An 18,344-nucleotide genomic window follows, 5' to 3' on the forward strand; every position below is an offset into this window, starting at 1 on the left:
CCTCCGCCCCCTTCCCCCACTGCACCCCCGTCCCCACCCTCGCCCACCCCACTTCCCGGGCGACACGCGTGCGAAGGAGCCCGCGATGAGCGACCTCATCACCGCGGACCTGGTCGATCTCGACCTGTCCGCCGACACCAAGGAAGCGGCGGCCCGTGCCCTCGCCGAGCGCATGGTGGCCCTGGGCCGGGTGACCGACCTCGACGGCTTCCTCGCCGACGTCGCCGCCCGCGAGGCGCAGATGCCGACCGGCCTCGACGGCGGCATCGGCATCCCGCACTGCCGCAGCGAGCACGTCACCGAGCCGACGCTCGCCTTCGGGCGCAGCGCGGCGGGCGTCGACTTCGGCGCGGCGGACGGTCCCGCGGACCTGATCTTCCTGATCGCGGCACCCGCCGGCGCGGACGACGCCCACCTGACGATCCTGTCCTCCCTGGCACGCCGGCTGATGAACGCCGCCTTCACGGACGCCCTGCGGGCAGCGCGGGACGCGGGGTCGGCGGCGGCGCTGATCCGGGGGGATGAGGTGGCGTCGACTCCGGAGGCCATCGGGGCGAACGAGGCACCGGGGGCGCACGCTGTTGCTGACGGCGCCTCAAAGGGTGCGCGGGGCGCGGAGGGGAGCGCGGACGGCACGGCAGCCGCGGCAGGGAGCGCACGCGGCACGGGCGATGCGGACGGCGGCGTGAACGGCGGCGTGAACGGCGGCCTGAACGGCGCGGACGGCGCAGAGGGGAGCGCGGGCGGCGCGGAACAGAGCGCAGGCAGCGTGCGTGGCGCAGGCGGCGCGGAAGAGAGCGCGAGCGGCACGGCTGGGGGCGCGTCCGGCGCGCGCGGCGCCACCAAGGACTCCGCTGCGGTGCCGGTGGCGGCCTCCGCCGGCACCGCAGCGGGCAGCACCGACCCGGCACCGGGTACGGACCCCGAGAACGGCACTGCCCCCGACGGGCGCCCCTTCCGGATCGTCGCCGTCACCTCCTGCCCGACCGGCATCGCGCACACCTACATGGCGGCCGAGTCCCTGGAGAGCGCCGGGCGCGACGCGGGCGTCGAACTCGTCGTCGAGACGCAGGGCTCGGCCGGATTCGCCCGGCTCGACCCGGCGGTCATCGCGGCGGCGGACGGCGTGATCTTCGCGCACGACGTGCCCGTACGGGAGAAGGACCGCTTCGCGGGCAAGCCGACCGTCGACGTCGGCGTGAAGGCGGGCATCAACCGCCCCGCCGAACTCATCGCCGAGGTCCGCGAGAAGGCGGCGCGCGGCGAGGTGAGCGCCGGGGCGCCCGCGGGCGCGGGCACGCCGGTCGAGCGCGCCGGTGAGCCCGGCGAGGGCTACGGCACCAAGCTCCGCACCTGGCTGATGACCGGCGTCAGCTACATGGTCCCGTTCGTCGCCGCGGGCGGCCTGCTGATCGCCCTCGGGTTCGCCATCGGCGGCTGGGAGATCAACAAGGCCCCCTCGGTGATGGACCACTTCGCCTGGACCCAGGTCGACAGCTGGGGCGCCCTGCTCTTCCAGATCGGCGGCGTCGCCTTCGGCTTCCTGGTCCCGGTCCTGGCCGGGTACATCGCCTACGGCATGGCGGACCGGCCGGGCCTGGTCCCCGGCTTCGTCGGCGGCGCGATCTCGCTGACCATCAACGCGGGCTTCCTCGGCGGCCTCGCGGCCGGTCTGATCGCCGGCGCGGTGGTGATGGCCATCCAGCGGGTGCGGATCCCGCCGGTGCTGCGCGGCATCATGCCGGTGGTGGTGATCCCGCTGATCTCCACGCTGATCGTCGGCTTCCTGATGTTCGTGGTGATCGGCAAGCCGATCGCCGAGGCCCAGCAGGCCATGACGGACTGGCTGGACGGTCTCTCCGGCACCAACGCCGTCCTCCTCGGCGTCCTGCTCGGCCTGATGATGTGCTTCGACCTCGGCGGCCCGGTCAACAAGGTCGCGTACGCCTTCGCCACGGCCGGTATCGCCGTCGCCGACCCCAGCGACTCCGCGATGCAGGTCATGGCCGCGGTGATGGCCGCCGGCATGGTCCCGCCGCTGGCGATGGCGCTGGCCACCACGGTCCGCGGCAAGCTCTTCACCCGGACCGAGCGCGAGAACGGCAAGGCCGCCTGGGTCCTCGGCGCCTCCTTCATCTCCGAGGGCGCCATCCCGTTCGCGGCGGCCGACCCGCTGCGCGTCATCCCGGCCTCCATGGCGGGCGGCGCGGTCACCGGAGCGCTGTCGATGGCGTTCGGCGCCACCCTGCGCGCCCCGCACGGCGGCATCTTCGTGGTCCCGCTGATCGGCAACCCGCTGCTGTACCTGGTCGCCATCGCGGCGGGCGTCTGCGTCACCACCGCGCTGGTCGTCGTCCTCAAGGGCATGCGCAGGCCGGTCCCGGGCACGGCGTCCGCGGAGCCCGGTACGGCGGCGGCGGGCGCGGAGTCGAAGCAGCCGGTGGCGGCCTGAGGACACCGGGCCGCCCCTATTGGGGAGCTGTGAGTGGTTCACGGCACCTGCGAGATACGTCACGGTCCGGGGCCAAAGTCCCGGACCGTGGTGTGTACTGGGCCGCATGCCTGAGCACGTCTCGATCTACCAACTGCTGGGCGTGGGCCTGCTCGTCCTGCTGACGGTCACCTGGGTGATCGGCCTCGCCCGCGTCCTGCGCGCCGTCCGCGCGGGCGCCGCCCCGTGGCCCACCGGCCCCGCCCTGCCCGCCCTCCCGCACCAGCGGCAGGCGCCCCCGCAGCTGGAGTCGGTACAGCTCACCCCGGCCGAACAGGACGCCTTCGCGGGCCTGGTACGGCAGCTCAGCGACGGACGCTGAACGCCCGCGCCCGTTACGACACCTGCGCCGCCCGGCGCTCCATCGCGTCCCGCGCCGCGTCCTCGCTGACGTACACCTCGCACATGTGCCGCCCGTCCGGCGTCGCCGTGTGCTCGACCTCCCACAGGGAGATCTCCCTGCCGTCGCGCAGCAGGAAGGCGTGCTCGTAGAGCGAGAAGCACAGCCCGGCGCGCCCCGCGCGGCACGGGCGTCCGAAGGCCTGGGTGATCTGGTGCGCGAACGCCGTGGCCAGCAGCGCGGCGGTCGCCGCGTCCGGCCGGTCGGTGTTCTCCGCCCGGCGCAGCAGCCGGCGCGCGTGGTCGGCGGAGTCGTCCGTCACATAGGCGTGGCGCGGCGCGTGCACCGGCGACAGCTGCACCGTCACCGGCAGCTCGAAGTCCGGGGCGTCCGGCGGCAACGGCAGCCTCCCGGTCGCCGCGCGCAACTCCTCCTCGTCGACATACACCTCGTGCTGCGGCATGCTGCCCCGCGCGGTGTTGTGGACCAGCTCCCACAGGGTGAGCGCCGAGCCGTCGGCGAGCAGCCAGGTGTGCCGGTACGTCTCCCGGTGCCGTCCCGCGCTGTGATGCGCGGAGTGCAGCGAACTGTCGTGCGCCAGCGCGCAGTCGAGCCGCCGTATCACCTCGTCGGGCAGCTCGAACGAGTTCATGGCACGGCCGAGCAGTCGCGCGAGGTGCTCCTCCGGAGACTCCGGCGACTCATGGGATTCGTACGCTGCCGTCTCGTACGGAACGCTCAAGGTTTCTCCCGGCGTTGCTGCATGTCACCTTGTGGGTGCATACCGTAGCCCCTCGGTCGGACATCATGTCCGGGAACCGAGAAAACGTACGCACGTAAAACGCCCGGGCCGCGCGCACGGTTCCCACCTGCCCCTACGAACCGTCAGAACACCCTGCTCAGGCGGCACTTCCCGCGGTCCACTCGCTCCACTGCATGTTCCATCCGTTGAGGCCGTTGTCCGGCGCCACCGACTTGTCGGGGGAGTTCTTCACGATCACCACGTCGCCGAGGAGCGAGTTGTCGAAGAACCACTTCGCCGTCGTGTCGCTCTGCGCGCCCCGCACGTCCTGCAGCCCCACGCACCCATGGCTGGTGCCCTGCCGCCCGAAGGGCGGGTTGGCCTTGTTGTACCAGTAGTTGCCGTGCAGGAAGGTCCCCGAGGTCGTCAGCCGCATCGCGTGCGGCACGTCCGGGATGTCGTAGGCGTCGGCGAGGTCCACCGTCTGGCTGTTCATCCGCGTCTTCACGAGCTTCTCGGAGATCACCATCTGCCCGTTGTACGTCGGGAACTCCGCGCTGCCCGCCGAGATCGGCACCGACTTGAGCGTCTTGCCGTCCCGCACGACCGTCATGGTCTGCGTGTCGACGTCCACCGTGGAGACCTGCGAGCGCCCGATGGTGAAGGTCACCGTCTTCTTCTGCACGCCCTGGACGCCGTTGGCGCCCTCGACCCCGTCCAGGTCGATCTTCATGGTGACCTTGGAGCCGGCCTTCCAGTACTCCTCGGGCCGGAAGTCGAGCCGCCGCTCCCCGAACCAGTGGCCCACGACCTTCTGCCCGCTGCTCGACGTGACCGTGATCCCCGACCGCACGGCCTTCTTCTCGCTGATCGCCTTGTCGAAGGTGAACGACACCGGCATCCCGACGCCCACCGTGGTGCCGTCGTCCGGCGTGTACGTCCCGATGAAGCTCTTCTCCGCCGTGACCGTGGTGAAGCTGGAACCGGCCGCGACGCCCTTGCCGTCCGCGTCCTTCGCCTTCGCCGATATCTCGTACTCGGTCCCGCGCTCCAGCTGCTCCTTCGGCTTCCAGCTCGCGCCGTCCGCCGATATCGCCCCCGGCACGGCCTGCCCCGTCCCGGCCTCCGTCATCCTGACGTCGGTGAGTTCGCCGCCACTGACCTTCACCCGGGTCGAGTTGATCGACGCGCCCGACGAGCCGTCCTCCGCCGAGATCACGATCTTCGCGGCCGACGTCGCGGCGGAGTCCCCGCCCTTGCCGTCCTCGTCCTTGGCGTCGGCGCTGCTGCCGCAGGCGGTGAGGCCGAGCGCGCCGGCCATCAGGACGGCACAGGTCCCCAGTACGCGCCGTGCTGCTTTGTCCGACGTTGCCACAAGCTGCTCCAAGTTCGCGTGATGTGCGTGGTCTGATCCGGTGCGTGCAGAGAGAGGGAATCCGCGAGGGGTCGGGTTCCCTCCCTGCGCGGTGAACGCCATCACGTGACAGAACCGCGACAATCACGGGCGGAGGTGGTGGAGCGGGAGCACCTCGCGCCGCTCAGGCCCCCACGGCACCACTCCCGTACAGCTCCCCGTACGACGGCCATGCCCCACCCGGCCCGTCCACCGACTCCGCGGCCCGCACCGCGCGGACGATCGCCCGCGTCACCACGTCCGCGCCCGCGGCGAGGATGTCGTTCAGCGCGAGCGGGTTCGCGGCGTCGAGCGGACGGGCGCCCGTGGCCAGCGCGAACACCGTGTCGCCGTCGCTGAGCAGATGCACCGGCCGCACGGCGCGCGCGATGCCGTCGTGGGCGGTACCCGCCATCTTCTGCGCCTGCGCCTTGGAGAGGTCCGCGTCGGTGGCGACGACGGCGAGGGTCGTGTTCAGCGGGGGAGGGGCGTTCCTCGCCGAGACCTCGGCGAGCCGCCGCAGCGCGCTGCCGTGGACGCCCGCCTCGGGATACTCCACCCGCCCCTGGAACAACTCGCCGTACAGCACGCCCGTTTCCGGATCCATCGCTCCCCCCGCCGCGTTCGCCACCACCAGCGCCGCGACGGTGACCCCCGACCCGAGCACCACGCTCGCCGTCCCCACCCCGCCCTTCAGCGTCCCGACGACCGCCCCCGCCCCGGCCCCGACGCACCCTTCCCGGACCCGGGCGCCGGGCACGCTCGCCGCGGCCGCCTCGACCGCCGCGCGCCCGATGGCCGCGTCCGGCCGGGCACGGAAGTCGCCGCCCCGCCCCAGGTCGAAGACGCACGCCGCGGGCACCACGGGCACGACGTGCGCCGGATCCGGGCTCACGCGCACCCCGCGCCGCTGCTCCTCCAGCCAGGCCATCACCCCGGACGCCGCGTCGAGCCCGTAGGCGCTGCCGCCGGTCAGGACGATCGCCTCGACCTTCTGCACGAGGTTGCGCGGATCCAGCGCGTCGGTCTCCTTGGTGCCGGGTCCGCCGCCCCGCACATCGACCGAGGCAACGGCCCCGCCCTCCGGAGCGAGGACGACAGTGGTGCCGGTGAGCCAACCGCCACCGATGCGCGTCGCATGCCCCACCCGCACACCGGCGACGTCCGTGATCGCGTCAACTGTCATGGAGTCAGTGTCGTCCAGCCCGGGCCGGGTCGGACCCGCCGCACGCCGCCTCGGCGCCCGCGCGACGGCAGGACCGCCACCGCCGACAGGACCGTACCCTTGAGGTATGGACACCGCCCCCGAACCCCACCCCGAGCCGCGTGAGCCGAAGGCCGCGCTGGTCTTCGACGACCCGCTGGACCAGCAGTCCTCGGACGACACGGACAGCGGATGGGGCGAGCGGCCGGGCGCCGGCGGCGACAGCGCGGCCGACCTGAAGCGCTTCCTCGACGAGAAGCCGCCCCACCACCTCTGAACCCGGCCGGCCCCCGCCCGCAGGATCCCTACGAGCGCCGCTCCGACTCGCTGCGCCCCGGCCCGCGCTGCGCGACCAGCTCGTCCCGGATCTCCTTCAGCACCTCCAGCTCGGTCAGCTCGACGATCTCCTGGGTGCCTTCCTTCGACTTCCGGCGGGCCTCCTGACGGGCGAGGTACTTCGACATCGGCAGCACCATCAGGAAGTAGACGACCGCGGCGGTGATCACGAAGCTGAGCGCCGCCCCCAGGACCGAGCCCCACAGGATCATCACGCCGCTGGTGACCGAGCCGTCCGCCGCCTTCCCGCAGGGACCCTTCAGGCACGAGCTGTAGCTGTCGAGGTTCTTGGTGCCGATCGCTCCGACGAGCGGGTTGATCACGCCCTTCACCACCGAGTTGACGATGTTGGTGAAGGCGGCGCCGATGACCACCGCTACTGCCAGGTCGACGACGTTCCCGCGCATCAGGAAGGCCTTGAAGCCGTCCAGGACGCTCGGTTCCTTCTTCTCGCTCACCTCGGGGACTCTCCTCGCACGCGCACGCTGTGGAACGGACCGCTCCGCAACCTACGTCAGGGCCGGGCCGCTCTGTCCAGTCGGGTCGCGGGATCCTGCGACGTGACAGGCAGTCACGCACCAGGCGGGCCACCCCGCTCAGCACAGCGTCACCGCCAGCCGAGCCGTCGCACTGGCACCCACGAGCCGCGCCGCGGCGGAGCGCGGCACCGTCAGCACGACCAGCGCGCCGCTGTCGACTTCGTCGTCCAGGGGCTCGGGCACCTTCGTCACCCGCACCCCCCGTGCGACCACGCGCGCGCCGCCGCCCGAGGCCGCCTCCTCGGCGGCGATGACGTCCACCCGGTCACCGGGCCGCAGCAGGCGCACCGTCGCCCCGTCGGCGATCCGCACCGGCGCGGTCACCATCTCGACGGCGCGCCGCTCCCGTACGGGATCCGCCGCCGGATGCCCACGCGCCCGGTCCGTGTCCCGCGGGCCTGCCGCCACGAGCGCGGCGGCCGTGACGGCCAGCCCCGCGGCCACGGCCCGCCGTCGATGCCGTACCAGCCTGCGGAGTCGGAGCCGCCCGCCGCGCACCCGCACCGGCGCGAAGTGGGGCACCTCGCAGGTCGCAGGAGCGTCGGTGCCGAGCGGGCGCGGGGAAAGAGGGGAGGGAGAGGGTGTCGGGGACTGACCGAGGGACATGGGGAACCACCACCTGCCACGAGAGAACGGCTTGCGAGTCCACGATGTGGCTTCGCGCCGCCGCCCGCCGAGACCGGTGGACAACCGAGAGGCTGTGGACAACTCCCCCACCCGAACGGGAGGTTCCGCCCACAGGCACGCCCCGCGGATCCACAGCGGACCCGCGCCCCGGGCCCTACGGCAGCTCGAACCCGGGGTCCATCCCCCCGAGCGCGGACGTGCACAGACAGTCCCGCTCCTCGTTCGCGGGCAGCGCGGCCACCGCGTCGAACAGCACACCCCGCAGCCGGTCCACGTTCGCCGCGAACACCCGCAGCACCTCGTCGTGCGAGACGCCCTCGCCGGTCTCGGCGCCCGCGTCGAGATCGGTGACCAGCGTCATCGACGCGTAGCAGAGCTCGAGTTCACGGGCGAGCGCCGCCTCGGGGTGACCGGTCATGCCCACCACCGACCAGCCCTGCGCCTGGTGCCACAACGATTCCGCACGGGTGGAGAAGCGCGGCCCCTCGATCACGACCAGCGTCCCGCCGTCCACCGGCTCCCAGTCCCGCCCGCGTGCCGCCTTCAGCGCGGCCGCCCTCGCGGCCGGGCAGTACGGGTCGGCCAGCGACACATGCACCACGTTGGGCATGGCACCGCCGGGCAGCGGCAGCCCGTCGAAATAGGAGGCAGCCCGCGACTTCGTCCGGTCGACCAGCTGGTCCGGCACCAGGAGCGTGCCCGGCCCGTACTCGGGACGCAGACCGCCCACCGCGCACGGGCCCAGGACCTGGCGCACCCCCACCGAACGCAGCGCCCACAGGTTGGCCCGGTAGTTGATCCGGTGCGGCGGCAGATGGTGGCCGCGCCCGTGCCGGGGCAGGAAGGCGACGCGCCGGCCGGCGATCTCGCCCAGGAAGAGGGAGTCGCTGGGCGGCCCGTACGGGGTGTCCACCTGGATCTCGGTCACGTCGTCCAGGAACGAGTAGAAGCCCGAGCCGCCGATTACACCGATCTCTGCGTTCGCCATGCGGTCACACTAACCGCCGTCCGCCCGCCGCCGAGAGGGGCCGCGGGAAACACGGAGGACCCCACCGTCCGGTGACGGCGGGGTCTTCGTGAGCGAGGTGCTACGCGGCGGAGCTGCTGCTGGTCGAGGTGCCCGAGCCCGACGACGTCGAGCTCGACGACTTCGCGTCCGACGACTTCGAGTCCGAGGACGTCGACGAGGCGGATGTCGACGACTTCGACGCCGGCGAGGTGCTCGACGAGGAGCCGCGGCTGTCGTTGCGGTAGAACCCGGAGCCCTTGAAGACAATGCCGACTGCGGAGAACACCTTCTTCAGGCGGCCACTGCAGTTGGGGCACTCGGTCAGGGCGTCGTCGGTGAACTTCTGCACCGCCTCGAGGCCCTCGCCGCACTCGGTGCACTGGTACTGGTAGGTCGGCACTGTCTTCCTCCTGGCACTCTCACTCAATGAGTGCTAACGACGATCCATAGTGACGTATTCCTCGGGATCAGTCCACCGTCACCGGCACTCGGTGACCGACGCCACGTGCGACGGTACGGCTTCGGGGGCGCGCCGCGAGCCGGGAACGCAGCGCCAGGAGCGTCGCCAGGGCGAGCAGCGTGCCGACCATCGGCACCAGGAATCCGGCGCCGTCCCAGAAGCGGTCCTCCAGCTGTCCGGCGACCGTGACGGCGGCCGCCTGGCCGAGGGCCACCGCGCCGGTCAGCCAGGTGAAGGCCTCGGTGCGGGCGCCGGCCGGGACCAGGCCCTCGACCAGGGTGTAGCCGGTGATCAGGGCGGGCGCGATGCACATGCCGACCAGGAGGCCGAGGCCCGCCAGGACGAGCACGGAGTGCGCGGCCCACAGGCCGGACGCGGCGAGCGCGAGGGCGGCGTAGCCGAGGACGAGGCGGCGCTGCGGGGCCACCTTCCAGGCGATGGCGCCGCAGGCGAGGCCGGAGATCATGTTCCCGGCGGCGAAGACGCCGTACAGGACGCCGTTCAGACCGGGCTCGCCGATCGACTCGGTGAACGCGGCCAGCGACACCTGCATGCCGCCGAAGACGGAGCCGATGCCGAGGAAGGTCACGATCAGCACGCGCACCCCGGGGATGCTCAGCGCGGAAACGCGCTGCACGCGTGCGTGCCCGTCGACGGCGACGGAGGGCTGCGTGCTCTTCTGCGCGGCGAACAGCAGGCCGCCGATCAGCGTCAGCGCGGCCTCCGTGACCAGGCCGGCGGCCGGGTCGACGGTGGTGCACAGCGCGGTGGCGAGCAGCGGGCCCATCACGAAGGTCAGCTCGTCGGTGACGGACTCGAAGGCCGCCGCGGTGGTCATCAGGGGCGAGCCCTGGAGCTTCACGCCCCAGCGGGCCCGGACCATCGGCCCGACCTGCGGAACCGAGGCGCCGGTGGGCACGGCCGCCACGAACAGCGCCCACAGGGGGGCGTCCGCCAGCGCGAGCGCGGTCAGGGTCAGACCCGCCAGCGTGTGCACCAGCACGCCGGGGATCAGGACGGGACGCTGCCCGTACCGGTCGGCGAGGCGCCCGGTGTAGGGGGCGAACAGCGCCATGGAGACGCCGGTGACGGCCGCCACGGCGCCCGCGGCGCCGTAGGAGCCGGTGGTGTGCTGCACGAGCAGCACGATGGAGATGGTGAGCATCGCGAACGGCTGGCGCGCCGCGAAGCCGGGGAGCAGGAACGTCCAGGCGCCGCGGGTGCGCAGCAGCTGTCCGTATCCCGGGCGGGAGGAAGCCGGCGAGGTCGTCGACGGCTCGGTGGTGACCGTGGATTCCACGGCCCGTGCCTTTCTGCCGCCTGGTAGCGCGGCCCCGGTCAGGGGCGGTGCCGAGAGCTGTCCTCTTGCGCGGAACTGCGGTAGATACCGGCGCCACTGCGGGAGGGCGTCACGGCCGCCATACGGTCGCGCCAGCTCTGCGTCAGGCAGAGTTGGTTCGATCAAGGTGCGCCTTCATCGTACAGGGATCACCGGGGTGTGGCCCTGTGAAAACGAGCACCACAGCGCCGGAGCGCCTGTGAATGAACGGGTGGGTGTGAACAGCATGAAAAGCGCCCTCAACGGACGGAGGCGCCAACGGTCGGAGGCGTCAACGATCGGGGGCGTCCCCGTTCGTCCCCAGCCACCCGGCCAGCTTGCCGCCCCGGCCCACCGCCCGCAGGCGCCGCTCGGCGGCGTCCCGCACCGGGTCGGTGGCGACCACGAGCAGTTCGTCCCCGCGCCGCAGCACCGTCGTGGGCAGCGGCACGAACGAGGTCCCCTCCCGCACCACCAGGGTGACGGCGGCGCCCGCGGGCAGCCTCAGCTCGTTGATCTCGACGCCGTGCATCTTCGAGCCCGGCGGGATCACCATCGACAGCAGGTGCCCCCGCAGCCGCTCCAGCGGCGCGGACTCGATGCCGAGGTCGGCGGCGGCGTCCGCGTCCCCGCCCAGGTGCAGCTTGCGGGCGAGCCAGGGCAGGGTCGGGCCCTGGACCAGGGTGTAGACGACGACCAGGACGAAGACGATGTTGAAGATCCGGCGGCTGTCCTCGACGCCGCCGACCATCGGGATGGTCGCCAGGATGACGGGGACGGCGCCGCGCAGACCGGCCCAGGACATCAGCGTCTGCTCCTGCCACGGCACCCGGAACGGCGTGAGGCAGAGCACGATGCTGAGCGGGCGGGCGATCATCGTCAGCACCAGGCCGATGACGAGGGCGGGCAGGATGTCGTCGCCCAGTTCGTGCGGGGTGACCAGGAGGCCCAGCAGGACGAACATGCCGATCTGGGCGATCCAGCCGAGCCCGTCGGCGAACCCGCGGGTGGCCGGCCAGTGGGGCAGCCGGGCGTTGCCCATCACCATCGAGGCGAGGTAGACCGCCAGGAAGCCGCTGCCGTGGGCCAGGGCGCCCGCCGCGTACGCGACGACGGCGATGGCCATGACGGCGATCGGGTAGAGGCCGGAGGCGGGCAGCGCCACATGGCGCAGGCCCCAGACGCCCAGCCAGCCCACCGCGATGCCGATGGCGGCGCCGATGGCCAGTTCCAGCAGTATCTCGCCGACCAGCACGTACCAGTGCTCGACCGGACCGGCCTGCGAGAAGGCGACCACCAGGATGACCACGGGGGCGTCGTTGAAGCCGGACTCCGCTTCCAGAGTGCCCGTCACGCGCGCGGGGAGGGGGATTTTCCGCAGGACGGAGAAGACCGCGGCGGCGTCCGTGGAGGACACGATGGCCCCGACGATGAGCGCCTGACGCCACTCGAGACCGGTCAGGTAGTGCGCGGCCGCCGCCGTCACGCCGACGCTCACCGCGACGCCCGCCAGCGCCAGCGCGGTGGCGGCGGGAAGGGCCGGCTTGATCTCCTTCCACTTCGTGCCCAGACCGCCCTCGGCGAGGATCACGACCAGGGCCGCGTACCCGATGACCTGCGTCAGCCCGGCGTTGTCGAACTTGATGTCGCCGATGCCGTCCTGGCCCATGGCGACGCCGATGCCCAGGTACACGAGCAGGCTGGGGAGCCCGCTGCGCGAGGAGATCCGGACCGCTGCGACGGCGACGAGCAGGACGAGCGAGCAGACGAGCAGGAGCTCGTTGAGGTCGTGGACAGTCAGCGGCCGTTCCCTTTCCCTGGCTCACGGGCACACGCGCGTGAGCTCCGTACATAGGACACGAAGTGGCGGACTCCGTACCCAACTACTTCGTTACCTTACCTAACTCTTGACGATTTCTTGACGCTTCGCCGGTCATGATCGAACGCTCGTCCGTCCTGGTTCCCCACTCCGCGTCAAGTGGCACCGGGCCCTGCGCCTATGGTTGCTCCAGCGCTCATTCAAAGTCACAGCCCCGCCTGCCGCTCGCGTTAGGACAGCAAGGACAGCGATGCCCCCCAACACCACCGCCTCTACGGGTCAGCAGCCCGGCAAGTCCGGCAGGAAGAAGGGGCGCAAAGCCCGTCTGATCGTGCTCGTGCTCGTGCTGGCCCTCATCGGGGGCGTCGCGTACGGGGCGTACTGGTCCATCAGTACCGTTCGCGCCTCCTTCCCGCAGACCAAGGGCTCGATCTCGCTCGACGGCCTGTCGGGCCCGGTCGATGTGAAGCGCGACGGCTACGGCATCCCGCAGATCTACGCCTCCTCCGACGAGGACCTGTTCATGGCGCAGGGCTACGTCCAGGCGCAGGACCGGTTCTACGAGATGGACGTGCGCCGTCACATGACGTCCGGGCGCCTGTCGGAGATGTTCGGCAAGAGCCAGGTCGAGACCGACGAGTTCCTGCGCACCCTGGGCTGGGACCGGATCGCCAAGGAGGAGTACGACAGCAAGCTGTCGGACGCCACCAAGAAGTACCTCCAGGCCTACGCCAAGGGCGTCAACGCCTACCTGGCGGGCAAGGAGGGCAAGGAGCTCTCCCTGGAGTACGCCGCCCTCGGTTTCGCCAACGACTACAAGCCCGCGCAGTGGACCCCGATCGACTCGATCTCGTGGCTGAAGGCGATGGCCTGGGACCTGCGCGGGAACATGGAGGACGAGATCGACCGCGCCCTGATGACCAGTCGTCTGGGCCCGCAGCAGATCAAGGACCTCTACCCGCAGTACCCGTACGACCGGAACAAGGCGATCGTCCAGGAAGGCCAGTACGACGAGCTGACCGAGACGTACGGGCAGGGGGACGGCGCCGCCGACGGCACCACCCCCGCGGCCGGGACGTCCACCGGTGACGCGGCCACGGCCGGAACGCCCGTGAGCGGCACCGCGGGCATGCAGAGCCAGCTCTCGGGCCTCTACGGCGTCCTGGAGGACCTCCCCACGGCCGTCGGCGTGAACGGCAACGGCATCGGCTCCAACTCCTGGGTCGTCTCCGGCAACCACACCATCACCGGCAAGCCGCTGCTGGCCAACGACCCGCACCTGTCGGCGTCGTTGCCGTCCGTCTGGTACCAGATGGGCCTGCACTGCCGCAGCGTCTCCAGCAAGTGCCAGTACGACGTCACCGGGTACACCTTCGCGGGCCTGCCCGGTGTGATCATCGGCCACAACCAGAACATCTCCTGGGGCATGACCAACTCCGGTGTCGACGTCACCGACCTGTACCTGGAGAAGCTCACCGGTGAGGGCTACCAGTACGACGGCAAGGTCAAGCCGTTCACCACCCGCGAGGAGACCATCAAGGTCGCCGGCGGCAGCGCCAAGACGATCGTCGTCCGCGAGACCAACAACGGTCCGCTGCTCTCCGACCGCAGCGACGAACTGGTCAAGGTCGGCAAGAAGGCCGCCGTCGACACCTCGGCGCCCGACCGCGGCGACGGCTACGGCATCTCCCTGCGCTGGACCGCCCTGGAGGCGGGCACCTCCATGGACGCCGTCTTCGCGATGAACCGGGCGGCGAACTGGACCGACTTCCGCGCCGCGGCCGCCCTGTTCGAGGTGCCCTCGCAGAACCTGGTCTACGCCGACACCGAGGGCAACATCGGCTACACCCTGCCCGGAAAGATCCCCACGCGCGCGGAGAACGTCGACGGCTCGATCCCGCAGCCCGGCTGGGACTCCAAGTACCGCTGGACCGGCTACATCCCGCAGGACGAGCTGCCCTTCGAGTTCAATCCCGCGCGCGGGTACATCGTCACCGCCAACCAGGCCGTGATCGACCAGGACAAGTACCCCCACACGCTCACCACCGACTGGGGCTACGGCACGCGCAGCCAGCGCATCATCGACCTGATCAAGTCGAAGACCGACGACGGCGGCAAGATCTCCACCGACGACATGCGGCAGATGCAGCTGGACAACTCCAGCGAGATCGCCAAGCTGCTGGTGCCCAAGCTGCTGAAGATCGACATCGACGACAAGGACGTCCGCGAGGCCCAGAAGCTCCTGGAGGGCTGGGACTACACCCAGGACGCCGACTCGGCCGCCGCCGCCTACTTCAACTCGGTCTGGCGCAACATCCTCAAGCTCGCCTTCAGCCACAAGCTGCCCAAGGAAGTACGGGTCAAGGGCCAGTGCCTGTGGGTCGACCCGGTGAACACCACCGGTCCGGCGGACGAGACGGAGAAGGTCCGCGAGTGCGGCCAGCGCGACGCCGAGCAGGCCCAGCCGGACGGCGGCGACCGCTGGTTCGAGGTCGTCCGCACCCTGATGGACGACGAGGAGAGCGACTGGTGGACGACGCCGAAGTCGGGCACCCGCCCCAAGGCCGACAACCGTGACGAGCTGTTCGAGCGCGCCATGATCGACGCCCGCTGGGAGCTGACCGCCAAGCTCGGCAAGGACATCGACACCTGGAGCTGGGGCCGGCTGCACCGCCTGTTCCTGAAGAACCAGACCCTCGGCACCGACGGCCCCGGCTTCCTCCAGTACGTCCTCAACCGCGGCCCCTGGAAGCTCAGCGGCGGCGAGGCGGCGGTCAACGCCACCGGCTGGAACGCCGCCGGCGGCTACGGCGTGGTCTGGGTGCCGTCGATGCGGATGGTGGTCAACCTCGGCGACCTCGACAAGTCGAAGTGGATCAACCTCACCGGCGCCTCCGGACACGCCTACAGCGCCCACTACACCGACCAGACGGACAAGTGGGCCGACGGCGAGCTGCTGGACTGGCCCTTCTCCGACGGCGCGGTCGACAAGAGCACGAGCGACACCCTGGTCCTGAAGCCATGAGCGGCGGCCGGTGAACGGACGGAAGGGCGCTCAGGGCGCCGGGAAGCGGCGTACGCGCGTCGGCGTCACGACCGCGTGCACCGGCCGGTCGTGCGGCTCCGCCGGGACGTGCTCGACGACCTCCGTGTCGTACAGCAGCACCACCAGCGCCGGGTGCGCGTCCGCGCGCTCCAGGCGGGCGAGCACCCGGTCGTAGGAGCCGCCGCCGCGGCCCAGGCGCATGCCGCGCGCGTCGACCGCGAGCCCGGGCAGCAGCACCACGTCCGCGGTGGAAACGGCGTCGGGTCCGAGACGTTCCCCGGACGGCTCGAACAGGGCCATCCGGCCGCCGTGCCGGACCCGCGCGAGGGAGCCGTCGCCGCTGTACGCGCCCCAGTCGAGGTCGTTGTCGGGCAGGAGCGCGGGGAGCAGGACGCGCACGCCCCGCGCGCGCAGCGCGTCCAGCAGCGCCGGCGTGCCCGGCTCGCTCCCGACAGAGACGTACGCCGCCACCGTGCGCGCCTGCGCCAACTCGGGCAGCTCCAGCGCGCGACTCGCCAGCGCGACCGCCGACTCCCGCAGGTCATCGGCCGTCAACCTGTTTCTCACCGCGAGGAACTCTCGCCGCAACGTTCGCTTGTCAGGCTCAGCCGGACGTCCGATCTGACGCAATGGTCGTACCCGTACCCTTTCAATACGCTCATATGAGAGCTAATTAACCGGAGTCACAGATTCACTACAAAGGCACCGGATAAGGTTGCGCGCATGACTCAGTCGCACCCTCGGATCAGCAAGGCTGTCATCCCCGCAGCAGGTCTCGGCACCCGGTTCCTGCCGGCCACCAAGGCCACTCCCAAGGAGATGCTGCCGGTCGTCGACAAGCCGGCGATCCAGTATGTGGTCGAAGAGGCCGCCTCGGCGGGCCTCGACGACGTCCTCATGATCACGGGCCGTAACAAGCGCCCCCTGGAGGACCACTTCGACCGCAACTACGAGCTGGAGTCCGCCCTTCAGAAGAAGGGCGACGCCGGCCGGCTCGCCAAGGTGCAGGAGTCCAGCGACCTCGCGACCATGCACTACGTGCGCCAGGGCGACCCCAGGGGCCTCGGCCACGCCGTGCTGTGCGCGGCCCCGCACGTGGGCGACGAGCCCTTCGCCGTCCTCCTCGGCGACGACCTCATCGACCCGCGCGACCCGCTGCTCAAGCGGATGGTCGACGTCCAGGAGCAGCGCGGCGGCAGCGTCATCGCGCTCATGGAGGTCGCTCCCGAGCAGATCCACCTCTACGGCTGTGCGGCCGTCGAGCCCACCGAGGACGGCGACGTCGTCAAGGTGACCGGCATGGTGGAGAAGCCCGACGCCGCGGACGCCCCGTCGAACTACGCGATCATCGGCCGGTACGTCCTCGACCCGCACATCTTCGGCATACTGCGCAAGACCGAGCCCGGTCGCGGCGGCGAGATCCAGCTCACCGACGCCCTCCAGCAGCTCGCCGAGGACGAGAAGGTCGGCGGCCCGGTGCACGGCGTCGTCTTCAAGGGACGCCGCTATGACACCGGTGACCGTGGCGATTACCTGCGTGCCATTGTCAGACTCGCATGCGAACGTGAAGACCTGGGCCCGGACTTCCGGACCTGGCTTCGCCGTTACGTAGCCGAGGAGATGTAGCCACTTTGAGCAGCGCCGCGCCCCGCACCACCGGCCGGGACCACCTGTGGTCGGTGGACGAACACCTGGAGGACATCCTCGCGACCGTCCGCCCCCTGGAACCCATCGAGCTGCAACTCCTCGACGCCCAGGGCTGTGTCCTGGTCGACGACGTCACGGTGCCGGTCTCCCTGCCGCCGTTCGACAACAGCTCCATGGACGGGTACGCGGTGCGGGTCGCCGATGTCGCGGGCGCGAGCGAGGAGTTCCCGGCGGTCCTGGAGGTCGTCGGGGACGTCGCCGCGGGGCAGGCGGAGCTGCTTCAGGTGGGCCCCGGCCAGGCCGCCCGCATCATGACCGGCGCCCCGCTGCCGCCCGGCGCGGAGACGGTCGTCCCCGTCGAGTGGACCGACGGCGGCCTCGGCGAGGGCCCGGTGGCCGGGATGCGCGCGCGCAGCCTCGCCCCCGAGGGCGCCTCCGGACACGTGCACGTGTACCGGCCCGCCGCGGCACGCGCGCATGTGCGCGCCAAGGGCAGCGACGTCAAGGCCGGTGACCGCGCCCTGGAGGCCGGCACCGTCCTCGGCCCGCCGCAGATCGCGCTGCTCGCCGCGATCGGCCGCGGCACGGTCCGGGTACGCCCGCGCCCGCGCGTGGTGGTGATGTCCACCGGCAGCGAACTCGTCCAGCCCGACGAGCAGTTGCGCGACGGCCAGATCTACGACTCCAACAGCTTCGCCCTCACCGCGGCCGCCCGGGACGCCGGTGCCATCGCCTACCGCGTGGGCGCCGTCGCCGACGACGCCGAGACGCTGCGCGACACCATCGAGGACCAGCTGGTGCGCGCCGACCTCATGGTCACCACCGGCGGGGTGAGCGTCGGGGCGTACGACGTCGTCAAGGAGGCGCTGCAGTCCGTCGCCGACGAGGACGAGGCGGGCAGCGGCATCGACTTCCGCAAGCTCGCCATGCAGCCCGGCAAGCCCCAGGGCTTCGGCTCCATCGGCCCCGACCACACCCCGCTGCTGGCCCTCCCCGGCAACCCCGTGTCGTCGTACGTCTCCTTCGAGCTGTTCGTCCGGCCCGCGATCCGCACGCTCATGGGCCTGGAGGACGTGCACCGGCCGCGCGTGACGGCGACCCTGACGGCGGACAAGGCGCTGACCTCGCCGAAGGGGCGCCGGCAGTTCCTGCGCGGCAGCTACGCCGACGGTGCCGTGACCCCGGTCGGCGGCGCCGGATCGCACCTGGTCGCCGCTCTCGCGCACGCCGACGCGCTGATCGTCGTCCCCGAGGACACCGAGTCCGTGGAGCCCGGCGCCGAGGTCGAGGTCGTGCTGCTCGGCTGAGCGCACGCGCGCGTGCCGGTCCTGCTCCGGTGCGCGCGCCGACTTGGCGGTACCGTGTCGCGCACA

At 71.6% G+C, this 18,344-nt stretch carries 16 protein-coding genes; 6 read left to right on the plus strand and 10 right to left on the minus strand.

All coding sequences use genetic code 11. The features are described from left to right. Window positions 1-85: 85 nt before the first annotated feature. Both ACWD1Z_RS11420 and ACWD1Z_RS11425 read left to right on the plus strand, forming a co-directional pair. Window positions 86-2,452, plus strand: a complete 2,367-nt coding sequence (locus ACWD1Z_RS11420; RefSeq protein ID WP_451117632.1) for a PTS fructose transporter subunit IIABC — start codon at window positions 86-88, stop codon at window positions 2,450-2,452. Window positions 2,453-2,558: 106 nt separating this feature from the next. Further along, on the plus strand, window positions 2,559-2,813 hold the full coding sequence (locus tag ACWD1Z_RS11425; protein WP_451117634.1) for a hypothetical protein: 255 nt from the start codon (window positions 2,559-2,561) through the stop codon (window positions 2,811-2,813). Between the two features lie 13 nt (window positions 2,814-2,826). Here the strand turns inward: ACWD1Z_RS11425 and ACWD1Z_RS11430 are convergent, their stop codons facing one another. The 3 genes from ACWD1Z_RS11430 to ACWD1Z_RS11440 form a co-directional block, all read right to left on the minus strand. Then, on the minus strand, window positions 2,827-3,573 hold the full coding sequence (locus tag ACWD1Z_RS11430) for a DUF6227 family protein (protein WP_451117635.1): 747 nt from the start codon (window positions 3,571-3,573) through the stop codon (window positions 2,827-2,829). A 157-nt stretch (window positions 3,574-3,730) separates the two neighbouring features. Beyond that, entirely contained in the window at window positions 3,731-4,948 is a 1,218-nt protein-coding gene (locus ACWD1Z_RS11435; RefSeq protein WP_451117637.1) for a L,D-transpeptidase, read from the minus strand. A 163-nt stretch (window positions 4,949-5,111) separates the two neighbouring features. Next, entirely contained in the window at window positions 5,112-6,152 is a 1,041-nt protein-coding gene (locus tag ACWD1Z_RS11440; protein WP_451117639.1) for a P1 family peptidase, read from the minus strand. Between the two features lie 106 nt (window positions 6,153-6,258). Between ACWD1Z_RS11440 and ACWD1Z_RS11445 the strand changes: the two genes are divergently transcribed. Further along, window positions 6,259-6,447, plus strand: coding sequence for a hypothetical protein (locus ACWD1Z_RS11445; protein ID WP_451117641.1), 189 nt, complete (start codon window positions 6,259-6,261; stop codon window positions 6,445-6,447). Window positions 6,448-6,475: 28 nt separating this feature from the next. On the opposite strand, the gene mscL is transcribed toward ACWD1Z_RS11445, so the two are convergent. The 6 genes from mscL to ACWD1Z_RS11475 form a co-directional block, all read right to left on the minus strand. Next, window positions 6,476-6,964: a large conductance mechanosensitive channel protein MscL gene (gene mscL, locus ACWD1Z_RS11450; protein WP_451117643.1), complete on the minus strand. Its 489-nt coding sequence runs from the start codon at window positions 6,962-6,964 to the stop codon at window positions 6,476-6,478. 138 nt (window positions 6,965-7,102) lie between these two features. Next, a complete protein-coding gene (locus ACWD1Z_RS11455; RefSeq protein WP_451117645.1) occupies window positions 7,103-7,651 on the minus strand; it encodes a hypothetical protein in 549 nt (182 codons plus the stop codon). A 175-nt stretch (window positions 7,652-7,826) separates the two neighbouring features. Further along, entirely contained in the window at window positions 7,827-8,660 is an 834-nt protein-coding gene (locus tag ACWD1Z_RS11460) for an S-methyl-5'-thioadenosine phosphorylase (RefSeq protein WP_451117646.1), read from the minus strand. Between the two features lie 100 nt (window positions 8,661-8,760). Then, a complete protein-coding gene (locus ACWD1Z_RS11465) occupies window positions 8,761-9,081 on the minus strand; it encodes an FmdB family zinc ribbon protein (RefSeq protein WP_451117648.1) in 321 nt (106 codons plus the stop codon). 67 nt (window positions 9,082-9,148) lie between these two features. Then, the gene (locus ACWD1Z_RS11470; protein ID WP_451117650.1) at window positions 9,149-10,441 is read right to left on the minus strand and encodes an MFS transporter; all 1,293 of its coding nucleotides are present in this window, start codon (window positions 10,439-10,441) and stop codon (window positions 9,149-9,151) included. Between the two features lie 310 nt (window positions 10,442-10,751). Continuing rightward, window positions 10,752-12,260, minus strand: coding sequence for a potassium/proton antiporter (locus tag ACWD1Z_RS11475; RefSeq protein ID WP_451117855.1), 1,509 nt, complete (start codon window positions 12,258-12,260; stop codon window positions 10,752-10,754). Between the two features lie 268 nt (window positions 12,261-12,528). Here ACWD1Z_RS11475 and ACWD1Z_RS11480 point away from each other — a divergent pair, with 268 nt between their 5' ends. Next, window positions 12,529-15,303: a penicillin acylase family protein gene (locus tag ACWD1Z_RS11480; RefSeq protein WP_451117652.1), complete on the plus strand. Its 2,775-nt coding sequence runs from the start codon at window positions 12,529-12,531 to the stop codon at window positions 15,301-15,303. A gap of 30 nt (window positions 15,304-15,333) precedes the next feature. On the opposite strand, the gene ACWD1Z_RS11485 is transcribed toward ACWD1Z_RS11480, so the two are convergent. Further along, complete coding sequence (locus ACWD1Z_RS11485) at window positions 15,334-15,954, minus strand: 5-formyltetrahydrofolate cyclo-ligase (RefSeq protein WP_451117653.1); 621 nt, start codon at window positions 15,952-15,954, stop codon at window positions 15,334-15,336. A gap of 93 nt (window positions 15,955-16,047) precedes the next feature. On the opposite strand from ACWD1Z_RS11485, the gene galU reads away from it, so the two are divergent. Both galU and glp read left to right on the plus strand, forming a co-directional pair. Beyond that, a complete protein-coding gene (galU, locus tag ACWD1Z_RS11490; RefSeq protein ID WP_451117654.1) occupies window positions 16,048-16,950 on the plus strand; it encodes a UTP--glucose-1-phosphate uridylyltransferase GalU in 903 nt (300 codons plus the stop codon). Window positions 16,951-16,955: 5 nt separating this feature from the next. Continuing rightward, window positions 16,956-18,278, plus strand: coding sequence for a molybdotransferase-like divisome protein Glp (gene glp, locus ACWD1Z_RS11495; RefSeq protein ID WP_451117658.1), 1,323 nt, complete (start codon window positions 16,956-16,958; stop codon window positions 18,276-18,278). Window positions 18,279-18,344 lie beyond the last annotated feature (66 nt).

The organism is Streptomyces sp. NPDC002784 (assembly GCF_053592135.1).

Coding starts and splice junctions, on each gene's coding strand:
- ACWD1Z_RS11420 (WP_451117632.1), top strand. CDS start 86: ATGAGCGACCTCATCACCGCGGACCTGGTCGATCTCGACCTGTCCGCC.
- ACWD1Z_RS11445 (WP_451117641.1), top strand. CDS start 6,259: ATGGACACCGCCCCCGAACCCCACCCCGAGCCGCGTGAGCCGAAGGCC.
- ACWD1Z_RS11455 (WP_451117645.1), bottom strand. CDS start 7,651: ATGTCCCTCGGTCAGTCCCCGACACCCTCTCCCTCCCCTCTTTCCCCG.
- ACWD1Z_RS11425 (WP_451117634.1), top strand. CDS start 2,559: ATGCCTGAGCACGTCTCGATCTACCAACTGCTGGGCGTGGGCCTGCTC.
- ACWD1Z_RS11460 (WP_451117646.1), bottom strand. CDS start 8,660: ATGGCGAACGCAGAGATCGGTGTAATCGGCGGCTCGGGCTTCTACTCG.
- ACWD1Z_RS11440 (WP_451117639.1), bottom strand. CDS start 6,152: ATGACAGTTGACGCGATCACGGACGTCGCCGGTGTGCGGGTGGGGCAT.
- ACWD1Z_RS11480 (WP_451117652.1), top strand. CDS start 12,529: ATGCCCCCCAACACCACCGCCTCTACGGGTCAGCAGCCCGGCAAGTCC.
- galU (WP_451117654.1), top strand. CDS start 16,048: ATGACTCAGTCGCACCCTCGGATCAGCAAGGCTGTCATCCCCGCAGCA.